Annotated in this window: 14 protein-coding genes; 10 read left to right on the top strand and 4 right to left on the bottom strand. The window is 59.5% G+C overall.

Annotated elements, in window-relative coordinates; all coding sequences use genetic code 11:
* The first annotated feature begins 113 nt into the window (after positions 1–113).
* On the top strand, positions 114–587 hold the full coding sequence (locus tag Q1A20_RS25165; protein ID WP_299410563.1) for a GNAT family N-acetyltransferase: 474 nt from the start codon (positions 114–116) through the stop codon (positions 585–587).
* Positions 588–729: 142 nt separating this feature from the next.
* On the opposite strand, the gene Q1A20_RS25160 is transcribed toward Q1A20_RS25165, so the two are convergent.
* A complete protein-coding gene (locus tag Q1A20_RS25160) occupies positions 730–1,023 on the bottom strand; it encodes a hypothetical protein (RefSeq protein ID WP_299410565.1) in 294 nt (97 codons plus the stop codon).
* 378 nt (positions 1,024–1,401) lie between these two features.
* Here Q1A20_RS25160 and Q1A20_RS25155 point away from each other — a divergent pair, with 378 nt between their 5' ends.
* Positions 1,402–2,466, top strand: a complete 1,065-nt coding sequence (locus Q1A20_RS25155; RefSeq protein ID WP_299919463.1) for an alpha/beta fold hydrolase — start codon at positions 1,402–1,404, stop codon at positions 2,464–2,466.
* A gap of 44 nt (positions 2,467–2,510) precedes the next feature.
* Here Q1A20_RS25155 and Q1A20_RS25150 read toward each other — a convergent pair whose 3' ends face one another.
* Complete coding sequence (locus Q1A20_RS25150) at positions 2,511–3,266, bottom strand: FadR/GntR family transcriptional regulator (protein WP_299410568.1); 756 nt, start codon at positions 3,264–3,266, stop codon at positions 2,511–2,513.
* Between the two features lie 218 nt (positions 3,267–3,484).
* On the opposite strand from Q1A20_RS25150, the gene Q1A20_RS25145 reads away from it, so the two are divergent.
* From Q1A20_RS25145 to Q1A20_RS25115, 7 genes are read left to right on the top strand one after another with little or no spacing between them, the layout of a single operon-like run.
* Entirely contained in the window at positions 3,485–4,246 is a 762-nt protein-coding gene (locus Q1A20_RS25145; protein ID WP_299410569.1) for a FadR/GntR family transcriptional regulator, read from the top strand.
* The gene (locus Q1A20_RS25140; RefSeq protein WP_299410571.1) at positions 4,243–5,226 is read left to right on the top strand and encodes a substrate-binding domain-containing protein; all 984 of its coding nucleotides are present in this window, start codon (positions 4,243–4,245) and stop codon (positions 5,224–5,226) included. The genes Q1A20_RS25145 and Q1A20_RS25140 overlap by 4 nt, the downstream gene beginning before the upstream one ends.
* Before the next feature lie 53 nt (positions 5,227–5,279).
* Positions 5,280–7,184: a sugar ABC transporter ATP-binding protein gene (locus Q1A20_RS25135; protein ID WP_299410573.1), complete on the top strand. Its 1,905-nt coding sequence runs from the start codon at positions 5,280–5,282 to the stop codon at positions 7,182–7,184.
* The gene (locus Q1A20_RS25130) at positions 7,181–8,167 is read left to right on the top strand and encodes an ABC transporter permease (protein WP_299410574.1); all 987 of its coding nucleotides are present in this window, start codon (positions 7,181–7,183) and stop codon (positions 8,165–8,167) included. The genes Q1A20_RS25135 and Q1A20_RS25130 overlap by 4 nt, the downstream gene beginning before the upstream one ends.
* Before the next feature lie 10 nt (positions 8,168–8,177).
* Complete coding sequence (locus Q1A20_RS25125; RefSeq protein ID WP_299410576.1) at positions 8,178–10,121, top strand: hypothetical protein; 1,944 nt, start codon at positions 8,178–8,180, stop codon at positions 10,119–10,121.
* A gap of 3 nt (positions 10,122–10,124) precedes the next feature.
* Positions 10,125–11,111, top strand: coding sequence for a D-erythronate dehydrogenase (gene denD, locus Q1A20_RS25120; RefSeq protein WP_299410577.1), 987 nt, complete (start codon positions 10,125–10,127; stop codon positions 11,109–11,111).
* A gap of 15 nt (positions 11,112–11,126) precedes the next feature.
* Complete coding sequence (locus Q1A20_RS25115) at positions 11,127–12,137, top strand: TRAP transporter substrate-binding protein (RefSeq protein WP_299410579.1); 1,011 nt, start codon at positions 11,127–11,129, stop codon at positions 12,135–12,137.
* Positions 12,138–12,175: 38 nt separating this feature from the next.
* Here Q1A20_RS25115 and Q1A20_RS26210 read toward each other — a convergent pair whose 3' ends face one another.
* Complete coding sequence (locus tag Q1A20_RS26210) at positions 12,176–12,706, bottom strand: tyrosine-type recombinase/integrase (protein WP_367180973.1); 531 nt, start codon at positions 12,704–12,706, stop codon at positions 12,176–12,178.
* Between the two features lie 898 nt (positions 12,707–13,604).
* Here Q1A20_RS26210 and Q1A20_RS25105 point away from each other — a divergent pair.
* Positions 13,605–14,207, top strand: coding sequence for a hypothetical protein (locus tag Q1A20_RS25105; protein ID WP_299919460.1), 603 nt, complete (start codon positions 13,605–13,607; stop codon positions 14,205–14,207).
* Positions 14,208–14,656: 449 nt separating this feature from the next.
* Here the strand turns inward: Q1A20_RS25105 and Q1A20_RS25100 are convergent, their stop codons facing one another.
* Complete coding sequence (locus tag Q1A20_RS25100) at positions 14,657–15,709, bottom strand: alpha/beta fold hydrolase (RefSeq protein WP_299919458.1); 1,053 nt, start codon at positions 15,707–15,709, stop codon at positions 14,657–14,659.
* Positions 15,710–16,047 lie beyond the last annotated feature (338 nt).

Below are 16,047 nucleotides of genomic sequence, written 5' to 3'. Positions count from 1 at the left end.
TCCCCCAATCTACAATAGCGAGTGAATCAAAGGACTTGCTTCAAAGCAACAAGACTTCTTCAACAAAATAAGCCCAAGGAGACATGGAACATAACGGATACTAAGGTCCTTACATGAGCGACTATTTCACATTGAAACCAGCTACGATCGAGCATGCCGAAGGCGTCGGCAGAGTTATCAGCGACGCTATTGAACGGGTCAACGCGAAGGACTATCCGCGAGCTGAAATCAATCGTCTTTTGCAGAACTTCACGACAGAGACAATTGCGGCTCTGCTGCAGCAGAGGCAGACTTTGGTTGCTCTGGCCGGAGAACAAATTGTCGGCACTGGGGCAATTCAGGGCGCTGAAGTAAAATCAGTTTTTGTTGCGCCTGATTGGCACCGTAGAGGGATTGGTGTTGCCTTGGTTTGTGAGCTTGAGAAGATCGCTGCGAGAGACGGAATTGAAACACTTGAGGTATCTTCCTCACTCTCTGCCACGCAGTTTTACTCGGCCTTGGGATTCATCGAAAAGTCGCGGATTTTCTTTGGAGACGAAGAGACAGTCCACATGACGAAAGCTATTGCGCGAACCCAATCGAGGTAGAATTCGGAGGTCAGCTTTGTCCCACGTTGCATTAGTTCGCCTGTCTCCCGATTTCGCTTGCGCAGCGAATGGCAGGTTCGACGGGCCGCACTGCAGCATTTGCGCACCTAGCTCAAAGGCAGGTATGGGCCGAGTATGGTTGTCAATCCGAGAATTTCGCTCGAAGGGCAGACTGCAGCAGCGAGGAAAGCTCCGGCCCTACTTTGGTGTAGTCATGCCTGAACACCTGTTTTGTTCCGATAAATGCGGCGTAATCCAGCTGTGCAGGAGCAGCGGCTTCGTCGGCAGTCACGGCGAAACGCCTGGCATACATCTTCGCGATATATGCGACCGGCTGACTATCAACATCTTCAACTGCGCGCTGCACTTGGGCGTCTTGATTTGCCAGTAGACGTATTCCGATATCGATGGAGGGATCGAGTTGGGTGGGTTTCAAGAGATGGAAATGTCTCGCTTGATTGAAGAGCGGGCGCGCCGATAAGCAGCGGGCAGAGCGCTCATGAGTTAGGCAAATCCCTCTAGCATCACAAAGTTTACCGACTCCCGATGTCACGCGTTCTGAGCAAGATAACGTGTGCAATCCCAACGAGTTCGACCACCTGTCTTAGCAGACTAACAGCTTCAGCCGATCGTTGCTCTGGCGGGACAATCATTGGATGCTAGACCATCTCTTTTCTTCAGATAGCGCCACATGAATGGTGCAACAGACCTGTGTCGATGGGGAGGGGAGTTGACAGAATGACACAAGCCTGCTCACTTTACTGGTATTGTGAGCAGACCAGTAGATCAGTCGGCTCCAACCTTGGGAGGAAACATGAAACATATCAGCTATCTTTTGCTTGGTGCGATGCTCTTGGCACCTGCTGCCGGTGCACAGGAGGCCGGCCATCCTGAGCCGCAACGGGCCACCCATGTGATCGAAAACTTCGAATTTCAGACCGGCGAAGTGCTGGCGGAAATGAATGTCAGTTACCTAACGATCGGCGATCCGGCAAACCCCCCGGTCTTGATCACCCATGGCACCACGGGGCAGGCGACCTCGATGCTCGGCGAGGCCTTTGCGGGCAATCTTTACGGTGAAGGTCAGCCGCTGGATGCGTCGAAATACTACCTGATCCTGGTTGATGCTATCGGTGCGGGCCAATCCTCCAAACCATCAGACGGCATGCGGACCGACTTCCCTGAACAGACCCTGATGGATATGGTGAATGCTCAGAAAATACTGTTGGAGGACGGTCTGGGCATCGACCGGCTGCATGTGAAGATCGGTTTCTCAATGGGCGGGATGCTGACCTGGACATGGCTGACGGAATATCCCAATTTCATGGATGGCGGTGTGCCCATTGCCTCGCTGCCCGGGCCGATGGCGGGGCGCAACTGGATGATGCGGCGAATGGTCATCGACGCGGTGCGGGACGATCCGGCCTGGAACAACGGCTTTTACGAAGAACAGCCCCCGATGCTGCGTTATATGTCGGCCTGGTTTGGTATGGCCACCTCGGGAGGCAACCTGCGGCTGCAGGAGCTGGGCGTGACAAACGAGATGGCCTCGGCCTATGTGGATGAACGCAAGGCCGAGCAGAAGGTCGGTGACGCCAATGATGTTATGTATATGTGGAACGCCTCGCGCGCGTTTGATCCGACACCGAAGCTTGGCGATATTACGGCTGACGTGCTGGTGGTGCTGTCTCAGGACGACGAACGCAACCCGGTCGAACTGCCGATGCTGGCCGAGAATATGGCTAAGATCCCCTCAGCTGAGATGATCATTGTACCGGAGGACGCCGAAACGCGGGGCCACGGGACCACGTACAACGCATCCTACTATGCGGATGAGCTTGCCGCATTCCTGGCGCAACTGCCAGGCGCGCCGGAATGATGTAGCAGCACCTCTAAACGGTGGTGGGGCGCCAGAGCATGTGTTCAGGCGCCCCGGTCCTTTGCGGCATCCAGAAAGGCGCGGGTGGTCACGAAAATGCGTGTGGCATGGGTATCGACAGCCCTGACCGCCGCATCGGCGTCTTCGGCCTCCAGCGCGGCAAGGATGGCACGGTGATCCGACAGGCTCTCCGCGACGGACCCGGGTTGGGATACGATGCGGCGGCGGTGTTCCAGTAGGTGGTTGTAGAGCGACATGGCAATGTCAAACAGCGCATCGTTGTGCGCGGCACCATAAAGAGTTGCGTGGAATTCACGGTCGCACAGTAGAAACCGTACCGGATCGCCCTCACACGCTTCCTGAGCGGTGAGCGATGCGCGCAGTTTGTCGAGTTGGCTATCACTGATGCGCACAGCTGCCTGTGCCGCAATGCGCCGTTCGACCAGCAAACGTGCTTCATGAATGCTTTCCAGCGGGTATGAGCCGTCAAACCCGTGGGCAGATGCATCCAGCGACAGGGAGCTGACATCTGCTTTGGCCACCGTGGTGCGCATGCCGTGCACGACACGCAGAATGCCGTGCGAGGCGAGGATGCCGATGGCGCCCCGTACCGTTTCGCGGCTGACCGACAGGGAATTGGCCAGCTCCCGCTCGCCAGGCAGCTCATCGCCAACGGCCAGGACTCCGGAGGAGATCAGCGCCGCAAGCTTGTTGGCAATGGCGTCACGGACCGATTGACGTGAGACATCCCCGATCAGTGCTTTCGTATTTTCGATTGGAAGTCTTCGAACTTGTCCCATCCGCTCTCTCTCTGGTCTTTCGCCTCCGCTGAGCAGGTAGCAGAGACGTCCGTGGATGTGTAGCGGCACCATATCAGAGATCACCGCCACCAGAACCGCAAAATCGGCACGGATGGGACCGGCCGCACAGCCGTCTTGACAGGTTGGACTATTGGTCTAGTGTTCAGACCAGTAGTCCAACAGTTGCCGATGGCAGCGCAGCCGGAAGGGGGAGCCGCATGGACGCGCACGCATTGCTGTTCGACGACCGTCTTGGCCATGTTCCCCGGCAGTCCATGAAGCACACCGTCGCTGAGAAACTCGCGACCTTGATCGCATCAGGTGTGCTATCCGTCGGTGACCCGCTGCCCGCAGAGCGGGATCTGGCGGCAGCACTCGGTGTCAGCCGCGAGACGATCCGCGGGGCGCTTCTGATCTTGTCCACGCGCGGCATTCTGTCGGTCGTGCAAGGGGCACGCACAACCGTCGCCTCGCAGGATCTGGGGGATCTGGGGCTTTTCGCGACGGGCTATGCTGCCATGACGACAGATGCGCTCGATGATGTGCATGAGGCGCGGCTGCTGATCGAGGCACGGGTTGCCGCGCTCTCTGCGGCGCGGATCAACGCTGAGGCGCTGGCCCGCCTGACGGATCTGATCGAGGCGCAGGATGCAGCGCTTGAGGATCCGGTTCGGTTTCTGATTCTCGACCGGGAATTTCACACCGTCGTCTACCGCGCTTGCGGGAACGCTGTGCTGGCTGATCTCGCAACCACGCTTTATTCGTACCTGCTGGATCATCGCCGCCGGGTCGTGGCCCGACCGGGGGCCATTCAACGCAGCATTGATGATCACCGCGCCATCCTTGCGGCCCTCAGGGCGCAGGATGTCGAGGCGGTGGTGCAGGCTTTCGGAGTTCACGAACGCCAAATCTACGAGACGACCCGCCAGCTCATTGCTGGAACGGATCGCGACTTTCAACAAGGAGGAGACCTAACATGATCAATCGCAGAACAGTGACCCAAGCCGTCACCGTCGCCCTGACGGCGGCGGCCTTTGGGATGACTTCCCCGGCCATGGCGAAGGACAAGGGCGAGCTTGTATATATGACCCCGGGGCTGGATCTCGCCTTCTGGCGCTATGTGTCCGAGGGCATGAAGTCGGTGGCCGAAGAGAACGGCTTTGGCTTTGCCGCACTCGATTCCACGAATGACCCACAGACCCAGTTGCAGAACGCACAGGATGCCATCGCACGGGGCGTGGCAGGCATCGTGTTATCGCCGACCGATTCCTCAACCGCGCCGGCGGTGCTGCAACTGGCGCAGGACGCTGGCATCCCCGTGGTGATTGCGGACATCGGCACCGACAGCGGCGAGTTCGTCTCTGTCATCGGGTCCAACAATTACGAAGGTGCAAACGGTGTGGGCGAAGCTCTGGCCGCGGCGATGGTCGATGCGGGCAAGGCGGATGCAACCGTCGGCATCGTCGGCATCAGCCAGGCGCGCCTGAACGGGCAGGCGCGGACCAAGGGTTTCAAGGACGCGATGACCGCTGGTGGCGTGACCGGCGAGGCTGGGTTGCAGCAGATGCAGGCCTATACCGCCGAGGAAACCTTCAAGTTCACCCAGGACATGATCACCTCCAACCCCGATATGGCGGGCATGTTCGTACAGACCGACGGGCCCACGCTGGGGGCTTTGCGGGCCATCAAGGCCGCGCGCATGGACGGTGACGTTCTGGTTGCGGCCTTTGACGGCATTCCGGAGTTCGTCCCGCTGTTGCAATCCGGCGAACTGGTCGTGTCCGGGATGCAGCAACCCTACCTGATGGGCGTGCGATCGGCTGAGGCCATGGTGGAACATCTGGAGGGTGGTACGCCCGAGAAAGAGATCACCGTGCCGATCCTGATCGTCACGTCGGAGAACATCGAGGAGATGCTGCCAACCATCAAGGAAACCGTTTTCGCCAACGAAATCGAGTAACCCGTTCTGCCGGGGTGCGGCATCTGCGCGCCCCGGACAACCACGGTTTTATCATGCTGCAATCCCAGACCCATCAGGGAAAAATCGTTCGGGCCGACCCGTTGCTGACCGCGCGGGGCGTCTCAAAGATCTTTGGCAAAACCCATGCGCTGCGCGATGCGGCGCTGACCATGCGCCCCGGCGAGGTCATGGGGCTGCTGGGAGCAAATGGCGCGGGTAAATCCACCCTGTCGCGCATTGTCTCAGGTCACATCCAGCGTTTCGTCGGTGACGTTTCCTTTGACGGGGCGCCGCTGGCGCTCTCCTCCACCCGGGATGCGCTGCGGCAGGGAATTGCGCTCGTGGCGCAGGAAACATCGCTCGCCCCGGATCTGTCAGTTCTGGAAAACATCTTTCTACCCGATCTGGCCACCCCCGGTCGGCTGTCGTTCCGCGCGATGCGGGAGAGGGCCAATCAGCTTCTGTCCGGTCTGGGGCATGAACATGTGTTGCCGCTGGATGCCGAGGTGCGTACCCTGTCGGCGGCCCAACGCCAGCTGGTCGAGATCGCCAAGGCCCTCGCGCTGGACGCGCGGCTTGTTATCTTCGACGAGCCCACCGCATCGCTGTCCGCGACCGAGGTAGACCGGCTCTTTGACATCATGGCACGGCTGCGGGAAGGGGGTCGCGCGCTCGGCTTTGTGTCACACCGGCTGGAAGAGGTGTTTGCCATTACCGACCGCGTCACGATCCTGCGCGAGGGACAGGTGGTCGCCGAGGATGTGGCCACCGGCACCCTGACCCAGAACGATATCATCCAGCATATGGTGGGTCGCGATATAGGTGCCATCTATGCTTCGCGCCACATGGCCCCGGACGCGGTGAGTGATACGATCTTCGACGTGCGGGGGTTGCGCGCTGCACCTTGGGTCCGCGATATGAGTTTTTCGGTGCGTGCCGGTGAGATCTTGGGCCTTGGCGGTCTGGTGGGCGCCGGGCGGTCGGAGGCGATGGAGGCGATCTGGGGCCTGCGCCCCCGCCAGGGCGGTGAGATCTTGGTGCACGGCAAGCCCGTTCGTCTGAACAAACCGGCCGACGCCGTGCGCGCGGGGCTGGGGTTTGTCGCCGAAGACCGTCGGGCGCAGAACATCATCCCCGATCTTAGCGTGCGCGAGAACCTGATGATTGCCCAGATGGGCCAGCACCGCGGTTTTGGGCGGGGCTATCGCAAGCGGGCGCAGAAGGTAGCATCGCTGATGGCCGATCTGGGCCTGCCTGCTGACAGGCTGGACCAGAGCCTGCTGAACTATTCGGGTGGCATGCAGCAAAAGATCATCATCGCACGGTGGCTACTGACGGAACCCGACATCCTCATTCTGGATGAACCGACCAAGGGCGTGGACATCGGAACACGTTCGTCCATCTACCGGCTGTTGCAGGAGGCCGCGGACAGCGGACTGGCGGTGGTTGTGATTTCGTCGGATTTCGAGGAATTGCTGGGCATCACCGAGCGTGTGGTGGTCATGTCGGATGGTTTGACAATCGCAGACCTACCCACCGCGCGGCTGTCCGAGGAAAAGCTGACGCTGCTGGCCGCGCCGCGCACGTCAACGGCGCGCAATCAGGCGTTGCTGACGGCCTTGATCGAGGACCACGGCGGGGACGCATTCTGGGTCCTGCTGGACGGCGAGGATACCATTTGCCTTGCACAGGCGGGCGCCCAACTGGCCGGTATGATCCCGGGGGAGGCCGCCATGATGTCGGAGACGTCCATTCCGAAGGCCATTCAGAAGCGTGCCGATGTGTTCATCCCAGATCGTGCAGGCCAGACACTGCTAACCCAGATGACCGACAAACGGGGGCATGACCTGGGCTGGATCGGGCTGACTCTGCCGGATGGAGCGACCCTGCCGGACCCAAGGACCATCCGGGCCCAGGTTGCCCGCCTGACTCAATCGGAAGAGGAGAGGCACCCATGAGCGACACCAGCCCCCGCACGGAGGCGCAGTATGGCGCCGCGCCCTGGGCAGGCCTTCTGCGGAGCCTCGAATTTCGCATGCTGGGTCTTGCCCTGCTGCTGGCGGTCGTTCTGTCGTTCTCCTCGGAGCACTTTCTGACCGAGCGCAACATCTTTAACATCCTCGATCAATCCGTGGTGATCGGAATCGTGGCCGTGGGGATGACCTTCGTGATCCTCACCGGCGGCATAGATCTGTCGGTGGGGGCGGTTTTCGGGCTGACGGGCATCATCCTGGCGCAAGCCTTGCAGGTAATGCCGATCCCGCTGGCCATTCCCCTTGGCATCGCCGCGGGTGCCGCTATCGGGTTCTTTTCCGGCGTGCTGATCGCGGTCTTCGGGTTGGCCCCATTCGTGGTGACGTTGGGGGTGATGGCCATCGGGCGCAGCCTGTCATTCATCTTCTCGGGACAGCGCAGCATTTCGGGCCTGCCGCCCGATCTCGATGCAATTGTCTACAGCAGCTTTCTGGGCATTCCGGCAAATGTGCTCTTCTTGATCGGGCTGTACCTCGTCGCTTGGGGGTATCTGACGTACACCAAGGGCGGGCGGACCATCTACGCCATCGGCTCTAATCGCGAGGCCGCAAAGGCGGCGGGCCTGTCGGTGGTATTCTACTCCATTCTGCCGTACGTCATCTCCGGCGCGCTTGCGGCCGTCGCCGTAACCTTCAGCTTGGCGCAGGTGATGTCCGCCGATCCAATGGCCGGGAACGGGCTTGAGCTGGACGCCATTGCCGCGGTCGTGATCGGCGGAGCCAGTCTCTACGGCGGGCGTGGCTCGATCATCGGCACGCTTCTGGGTGTACTCATCATGGTCATGATCCGCAACGGGCTAAACCTGATGGGAGTTTCGCCCTTCTGGCAAGGCACCGCCATCGGCTCGATCATCATTATCGCGTTGCTGGCGGAACGTCTCATCAACTGGCGTTCGACCCGAATCTAGGGAAATATCCATGTCACACCTATCCCGCAGTATCGCACTTTATGGCACCGACGAAGAGATCCCGCCGCCCCGGCTCCTGCGGGCGGGCAAGCTGTCTGCCGAACTCGAAGCGGGAAACCTGCGCTATATTCGATGGCAGGGCGAGGAAGTGTTGCGCGCCGTGTCTTTCATTGTGCGTGACAAGGACTGGGGCACCTATAACCCGGAGATTTCCGATCTGCAGGTGACCGAGGACTCGGAGAGCTTCACCGTCACCCTGCGCGCGGTCGCAGGTGACAGCGCGCAGAGGTTTTCCTATGACGCGCGGATCGAGGGGCGGGCCGACGGGACGCTGACCTTTCACGGGCGGGGCCGGACGCACGGCGGGTTTCTGACCAACCGCACCGGCTTTGTGATCCTGCACCCCATTGAGGGGATCGCGGGGGCACCTGTCACCATCGAGCACACGGGTGGAGAGATCAACGAGACAGTATTCCCCGAGATCATCGATCCCGTTCAGCCGATGATGGATTTGCGCGCGCTGACCCACAACACGCCGGGCGGTCTGACTGTGCGCACGCTGATGGATGGGGACACCTTCGAAATGGAGGATCAGCGCAACTGGACCGATGCTTCCTACAAGACCTATGTGCGCCCGCTGGCGCTGCCTTGGCCTTACCGGATCGAACCGGGCGAGGAGATCGACCAGACGATAACGGTGACGGTTAGCGGCGCGGCGCGCACTGGCGCGGCGGGCGGTTCGGTGAGCCTGCGGGCCGGTGCAGCGCTCGGTCCCACGCCGCCGCTGGGGCTGGGGCTGCGGCCCGAGGATGCGCGGACCGCGCAAGAGGCCGTAGCGTCATTGCGCGATCTGAACCCGGCCTATCTTGTGCTGCATCATGACCCCCGCGCGGGCCATGATCGCGCAAGCCTGGAGTCGATGTTGGAGATGGCCCGGGCGCTCGGAGCGGACCCCTGGCTGGAAGCGGTCATTACCGCGACCGATGACGCGGGTGCCGCGGAAGAGATCTCAGCGCTTGGCCAGACCGCACATGACCTGGGCGACCCCTTCGGCACGGTCCTGGTCTCTCCGGCGCCGGATCTCAAATGCACGCTGCCCGGCTCGGTCTGGCCCGATGCGCCGGAGGCGGCGGCGCTTTACGATGCGACCCGGCGCGCCTTTCCGGGCGTGCGGATCGGCGGCGGCATGTTCTCCTATTTCACCGAACTCAACCGCAAGCGCCCGCCGGTCCAGCATCTGGACCTCGTGAGTTTTACCACATCGCCGATGGTGCACGCCGGAGATGACCGCTCGGTCATGGAAACCCGGGAGGCGCATCCGGCCATCATCAAATCCGTGGCCCAGATCGCCGAAGGCGCGCTCTGGACCGTTGGCCCCTCGGCAATCGGCATTCGCGACAATCCTTACGGGGCAGCGGCCAAAGACAACCCCGACAACATCCGGCAGGCGATGAATTGGAACGATCCGCGTCAGCGCAGTCTGCTGGGTGCGGCCTGGAATCTTGGCTACTTCGCGGATTTCGCCACCGGTGGGGCTGCGGCGGTGGCTCTCGGGGCCTGCATCGGACCTTTCGGTGCGGTCTCGGCTGCCTCTGATTTTCCCCGACCCTGGTTCGAGGCGCACGGCGGTGTCTATCCAGTGTTTCACGTGTTGCGCGGTTTGGCGCGGTTGAACGGCGCCGAGATGCAGGCCTTGGATTTGCCCGCATCCGGGGCGCTGGCCGGATTTGCCGCCCGGCAAGGGGCGGCGACCGAGTACTGGATCGCGAACATGGGCCCCACACAGGTGGAGGTCGTCGTTGCTGCGGCAAACGCTCTGGGCGTAGCAATCCTCGATGCGGATTGCTTTGCCGAGGCGGCTGCATCCCTCGACCATATGGACAGGCTGTCGGATAATCAGAGTGCGCTGACGCTCGATGCGTTTGCAATCGCACGCATCCGGACAGGAGATTAGACCATGCACCTGCTTATCATTGGCGCCGCAGGCATGATTGGCCGCAAGCTGGCCGAGCGTGTGGCCGCCACAGGTGCCATCGACGGGCAGACCGTCGACCGCATGACACTGGCCGACGTCATCGCACCCGATGTGGCGCCGGATTTCAAAGGCCAGCGCAATGTGGTCAAAACTGACCTGTCGGATAAGGGAGCGGCCGTTCGACTGATTGCAGACCGGCCAGACGCCATCGTGCATCTCGCGGCCATCGTGTCAGGCGAAGCAGAGACCGATTTCGACAAAGGCTACAGCGTCAACCTCGATGGCACCCGTTCGCTCTTCGACGCGATCCGTCTGGCAGAGGGTTATGTGCCCCGGGTGGTATATGCCTCGTCGCTGGCAGTGTTCGGCGCGCCATTTCCGGATCGCATTCCGGACGAGTTTCACCTGACCCCGCTTACGAGCTATGGCGCGCAGAAGGCGATGGGCGAGCTGCTGCTGGACGACTATTCCCGGCGTGGTTTTCTCGACGGGATCGGCATCCGGTTTCCGACGATCTGCATCCGCCCGGGCAAGCCAAACAAGGCCGCCTCGAGCTTTTTTTCCGGTATCCTGCGCGAACCGCTCAATGGTCAGGATGCGGTGCTGCCCGTTGGCGATGACATCCGCCACTGGCATGCCTCGCCCCGCGCGGCTGTGGGGTTTCTGGACCATGCTGCCGGCCTCGACACCAGCGGGCTGGGTCCACGGCGCAATCTGACGATGCCGGGCGTTTCGGCCACGGTTGGCGAGCAGATCGAGGCGTTGCGGCGCCGGGCCGGTGACAGAGCCGTGGCTCTGATCCGGCGTGAACCGGACGTCACCATTCACCGCATCGTCTCGGGTTGGGCCCGGGACTTCGATACCGTACGGGCCCGCGACCTGGGCTTTGTTGCGGAGCAGAGCTTCGACGAGATCATCACGGTCTACGTGGAGGATGAACTGGGCGGCACCCTGCCAGCCCAACCTTAAGGGAGGAAGACGACTATGCAGAAGACAGGTATTCTTGCGGCAACCACGGCGCTGTGCCTCGCAGGGGCTGCAGTAGCCGAGACAACCACGCTGCGCATTCAGAACCACCAGTCGGTCGAGAGCACGTCGGGTCGTGTGATCGCGGAATTCGTCGAGAATGTCAGCGCCATGTCCGGCGGCGACATCCAGATCGAAATGTTCTATTCGGCGAGCGTCGTGAAGTCGGTCGAGACTTTCGATGCGGCGGCCTCGGGTATTCTGGACTGCGACATGACGAATGGCAGCTATCAGACCGGCAAAAACCCCGCGTTCCAGTTTGTTGCCGATACAATGGGCGGCTATGATACACCGCTGCAGTATCAGGCCTGGGTCAACGTCGGCGGCGGTCGCGAACAGATCAATGCCCTGTATAATCCTCAGGGTATGACCTTCATCGGCGCCGCCATCGGTGGCCAGGAATCGTTGAATTCGACTAGACGGTTGGCCGGACCCGAAGATTTGAAGGGTTTCAAATTCCGCTCACCCCCCGGCATGCAGACGGAAATATTTGCGGACCTCGGCGCGTCACCCGTGGTGATGGATTTCACCGAAATATTCACTGCGCTCGAAACCGGCATCATCGACGGGGCCGACGCGTCATCCTTGGCCGTTAATGTGGGCCTGGGGCTTTATGACATTGCCAAGCATACGACCTATCCGGGGTTCCATTCGATGTCGTCCGATCACCTGGCCTGCCGTACAGACGTTTGGGAAGCCATGCCCGAAGAGCATCGGCGGATCATTGAGGTGGCGCATAAGGCGATGGCCATGGATCTGATGATGGATACGCTTGTCGAGAACGGCGAGGCGGCGGCGACCCTGCCGGATCAGGGTGTGAAACTCTATGACTGGTCCCCTGAAGACCGCGCAGTTTTCCGCGATGCAGCGCAGGCGGCCTGGGACGACTGGGCCAGCAAAACCACCGAGACTGCAGAGATGGTACAGAGCCACCGCGACTTTATCGCCCGGATCGGCCTGAGCCGCTGATGGACATGGGCGTCTCCACCTCTGGGCTGGGGATCCTCCTACGCTACTGTGTTGAAGCTGGACAGGATTATAACCCAGAATGGTCGTTTCCACCCATTATCGCCAAGAGCACAGAGAATGTCGGCCTGTTGCAGCGCTCGCTTCAGGGCATGGTTTGAAACCCGTACATAGATCTCCATGGTCTTAAGGTTCGTATGCCCTAGGAGTGCCTGGACCATTCGGAGGTCGATACCCTCTTCGATCAGCAGCGTCGCGGTCGAGTGCCAAAAGAGGTGCGGGGACAGGTGGGGTTCGATTCTAGGGCGTTTTGATAGCGCCCGGAGCCGCTTTCGGAAAGTGGCCGCACAGAGCCGACGTCCCACCGTGTTGAGGAACAGCGGCGATGCACTGGAGCTGTGTTCGGAACGCATCTGACAATAGCGATGAAACTCCTCCTGCAGCTCGTGATTTGGCACGAAGACGATCAGCTCCTTGCTGCCTTTGCGCTGCACGAGGATTTGGCCTCCGTCCGGCGAGACGTCGCGAACCTTCAGATTCGTCAATTCACTGACCCGCAGCCCAGTGACGATCTGCAGCTTGACGGTCAGGAGCGTGACGGCATTCTGCGAAGTTGGCGCGGCGTCGACCGCACGGCGATGGTGCGTTAAACTGCGTGGAGAACCGCTTTGAGGGTATCGCGATCGATTGGGCGCGGTAGACGCCGCGGGATCTTCACGGTGATCCGGACGTCTGTGAACGGGGAGGGCAGGGCGCGGTTACGCTCTGCGCGCCAAGCGAAGTAGGACTTGAGGGTGACGAGCTGCCGCTCGATGGTTGCGGGTTGGCGACCAGCTCGTCGCGCAAATAGCGGTGGTAGGCAAGAATGTCGTCCTTAGACAACGGGTCGGTGACCTAGTGCGCTCTGGTGAAGCGCGCAAAGGTTCGTCGGCCCGGAGAGTGTGGTGACCGAGGCTGCGCTTGTCGTGGCGCGAATTGACGAAGGCGGTGTGATCGAGATGGGGCATGCTGAACTCCTGTGATTGAGTTCAGCCAATTCAGCACAGGCAGGTCACCGATCCGAAATCACCCTCAGGTGCGGTAAAGACGATGGGACCCAATTACCGAGTATCATACCGTCAACCGATATTAATCGCCGAGCGGCGAAGGTCTCGAACGAGCCCAACCTGAACCTTGGTCATCCAGCAGCGGATGTCTGGTTTTAACGGCTTCTCAAAACTCTATGAACGCGGGCTGAGCAAGATAGCAAGCGCCAAGAGATAGTTCCGAGAGCGATTGCGAGCGAAGTTTTTTCGCATACGCGCCAGCCCCGCTCAGGCGGGGTTTTTCTTTGCGCAGACAGTATCGCCTCAAACATCCGGCGTGGTTGCCACGGTAACCTTTTACCCACGTCTGACGATCAATACAGCCCTTGAACCTTCCAGGTAAAAGGTGATGCTGATGGTACATTTTCGAAGAAAGAGTGTTTTTATGGACAACAGTAGTGGAAAAGGCAAAGCCTCTCCTTGGAACTCTCTGGAAATCGCGAAGATTCTTGTGTCCGCGATGGTGCCAGTATCGGTTGTGTTGTTCGGCACTTGGACGTCAAGCGCACTTCAAGACAGGCAAGACGCATTTCAACTAAACGAGCGGCTTGTCGAAAAACGGCTAGAGATTTTTGAACGCGTCGCCACACCTCTGAACGACATTTTCGTCTACATAGAAGACCGGGGGCACTATAAGGATTTAACGCCTGAAGACATTATCAAAAGAAGGCGCGAATTATACAAAACGATGGACCCCTATAAGGCTTTTTGGTCAGCAGACACCTATGAAGCCTATCTACATTATATGGATTCTGTGGCCTTTGCTCCCAACGCCGTCAATGCTCGTAGGAACGAAGCCGCCAATAGGGACGCGGTCATCAGAACCGACATCTCACAGAAACAACATCTCGAACCTTGGGAAGGTAAGCAGGCAGATTGGGCAGACTTGCATACAGGAGAACGAGATGAAAACCACGAACAGTCTTACAATAACCTCATTGGGCTAATCTCAGTGGATATCGGCGCACGACCAGCGGCCCATAAGTAAACTAGAGTCCCCAAATGTCGTTTGCGTACTCTGGAGCGTGGTTTTTCATTAAGCACGCCCTTAGGTATGGTGATCGTCGTCGCTGCGGTTGCAGGCATTTCAGCGAATTCCGCCAGGGATGAAAACGTCACAACCAGAACTTAGTACAGCGACACCCAAAAAAGCGGACTTCTAACGGCGAAATACGGATGACGGCTTTGTCCCGCAGAGCGGAACTCAAGTGGATCGCGAGTGAACGGCAATATCGCGGGACTTAGTTGTCGTTTCCCCTGCGCGGATGTTTGACTGCTTTCAAGAACAACGAATTCAACCAATGGCACTTAAAACGTTCAATAAGCGGTTTTTTTGGTAGGTAGCGTAGATGCATCCAGCGAATGCTTAGAGCCCGGTCACCTTCTGATGTGTCCAATGGGTGCGTGAAATCGCATCATCCGTAACGTGAATTGATCCTATCTCACTGCACGATCAAAGGCTGTAGCAATCATCCCGATCAGCTGTGCGTGGATCGCATCCCGCGAATACCCGTTCCCATCTGCACAGATCGGCTCTTCAATGCCTTCCGCCAGGGCGAATTCCTCGGCCCCCGGCTTGCAATTTGCGAACATGGAAAAGTGACTGGCATCTTCGATCACCTCGTAGGTGGCGTTGGGAATAGCTTCCGCGATGTTCGCCGCTTGCGCGGTCAAAGGAATTTCACCTTCTGCGCCGAAGTTTATCAGCGTGACTGGGATCGAAATTCCCGCAAATGACTCGACCAAAAAAACGTCGGCGGGGACTGGATCTATCGCCATGACAAAACTCATCCGGTTGTCTCGATTGTCCCTACTGGCGGCCTCCTTGTCCATCTCGCGCAGATCGACGCCACTTAGGCGCACCCAATCGCACAGCGATGCGTTAAGATCATTCGTGTCGCAATAGCTTGCCAGAAGCTCGTAATCGAGGCGAGCGCCCGCGATAGAAAGGGCAGTATTGCCGCCCATCGACAGCCCCACAACGCCGATTCTGTCGGCTTCAATATGGGCTTGGAAAGCCTGGCTTTTTTCGATGGCGTTAAGAGTCTCCGATAAGTCGGGCGGTCTCAGCCAAAGCTTCATTGTCTCCGCCGCAGAACGGTCCGGGCCGGTATTGCCAGGGTGCGTAGGAGCAGCCACGATAAAGCCTTGTTTGGCGAGCGCCGTAGCAAGCCAACTCATCGCCTCCGCACGTCCAGCCAGACCCGCACCATGCGAAAGGAGGATGACGGGGAACCGCCCAGTTGAGACTGGCGCATCTCGCACTGCTTCGGTTCCCTCGAAGAAAACACTGTCGCCAAGGAGGACAGTCTCGCCCCCCGAAGATGCCGGATACCAGATGGTCACATCAATATGAGTTCCGCGTTCTGGCGCGGGAATTGCGATCTGCTGCACCCCTGCGTTATGCTCACCCGCAGTTGCCCGAAGCGTCGTCGTCATTGAAACGAACGCAGCCCAAAAGGCCAACAATGCAACTGTGGTAATTCTCATTGGCTTCCTCATTTCACTTGAACCGTTCCGCACAGAGTTGGTTGCACATCATGGGATTGCATGACAGATGCGGGGCCTCGACCGCCTTTTGCAGCACAGCGGATCTTCTAGGCTTTTCAACAGAGCTCTTTTGCCATGCAAGCGCAAGCCACCTCGCGTAGCGCAGCCACAAATGCACTTCGAACCCAAACCGGCTGATGAGGTTCGTAGCCCTATCTTTGCATAGCAGCCCTTCGCTGCGTTCCAGAAAATCTACAAGACGGGCTTATTTTGTTGAAGAAGTCGCTTTGATTTGGGAGGATGGCCGCCTCGCTGCGTTGGTCGCGGGCTTATTGTTC

It is taken from the genome of uncultured Roseobacter sp., from assembly GCF_947501835.1.
In the GTDB taxonomy this organism is placed as follows: domain Bacteria; phylum Pseudomonadota; class Alphaproteobacteria; order Rhodobacterales; family Rhodobacteraceae; genus Roseobacter.
Note: the sequence above shows the minus strand (reverse complement) of the source record. Positions and strands in the feature narration are given on the sequence as shown.

Coding starts and splice junctions, on each gene's coding strand:
- Q1A20_RS25115 (WP_299410579.1), top strand. CDS start 11,127: ATGCAGAAGACAGGTATTCTTGCGGCAACCACGGCGCTGTGCCTCGCA.
- Q1A20_RS25130 (WP_299410574.1), top strand. CDS start 7,181: ATGAGCGACACCAGCCCCCGCACGGAGGCGCAGTATGGCGCCGCGCCC.
- Q1A20_RS25145 (WP_299410569.1), top strand. CDS start 3,485: ATGGACGCGCACGCATTGCTGTTCGACGACCGTCTTGGCCATGTTCCC.
- Q1A20_RS25105 (WP_299919460.1), top strand. CDS start 13,605: ATGGACAACAGTAGTGGAAAAGGCAAAGCCTCTCCTTGGAACTCTCTG.
- Q1A20_RS25125 (WP_299410576.1), top strand. CDS start 8,178: ATGTCACACCTATCCCGCAGTATCGCACTTTATGGCACCGACGAAGAG.
- Q1A20_RS25140 (WP_299410571.1), top strand. CDS start 4,243: ATGATCAATCGCAGAACAGTGACCCAAGCCGTCACCGTCGCCCTGACG.
- Q1A20_RS25135 (WP_299410573.1), top strand. CDS start 5,280: ATGCTGCAATCCCAGACCCATCAGGGAAAAATCGTTCGGGCCGACCCG.
- Q1A20_RS25100 (WP_299919458.1), bottom strand. CDS start 15,709: ATGAGAATTACCACAGTTGCATTGTTGGCCTTTTGGGCTGCGTTCGTT.
- Q1A20_RS25150 (WP_299410568.1), bottom strand. CDS start 3,266: ATGGGACAAGTTCGAAGACTTCCAATCGAAAATACGAAAGCACTGATC.
- Q1A20_RS25165 (WP_299410563.1), top strand. CDS start 114: ATGAGCGACTATTTCACATTGAAACCAGCTACGATCGAGCATGCCGAA.
- denD (WP_299410577.1), top strand. CDS start 10,125: ATGCACCTGCTTATCATTGGCGCCGCAGGCATGATTGGCCGCAAGCTG.
- Q1A20_RS25155 (WP_299919463.1), top strand. CDS start 1,402: ATGAAACATATCAGCTATCTTTTGCTTGGTGCGATGCTCTTGGCACCT.